Here is a 276-nt window from a genome sequence, read left to right on the forward strand (position 1 = left end):
ATCAACTCTTGCTTTTCCACTTTCAGAATAAGAAGCCTAACAAATTTTTCGGACTAATTGAGGACAATCTAAAGCAGATTCATCCTCTTTTTAGACTGTCTTTAAAACCTTTCTAAAGGACAAAGAGAAAATTGTCAATGCACTTCAGTTCCCCTATTCCAACGCCAAATTAGAAGTCACTAATAATATCATCAAACTTATCAAGCGCAATGTCTTTGGTTTTCGGAACTTTGACAACTTCAAAAAACGAATTTTCATCGCTCTGAATATAAAAAT

1 pseudogene is annotated in these 276 nt (G+C 33.3%); it reads left to right on the top strand.

What is annotated here, in order from left to right:
* Nucleotides 1-276, top strand: a pseudogene (locus HMPREF2805_RS11075) (transposase); the annotation flags it as partial.

Source organism: Streptococcus sp. HMSC034E03 (assembly GCF_001811505.1).
Lineage (GTDB): Bacteria > Bacillota > Bacilli > Lactobacillales > Streptococcaceae > Streptococcus.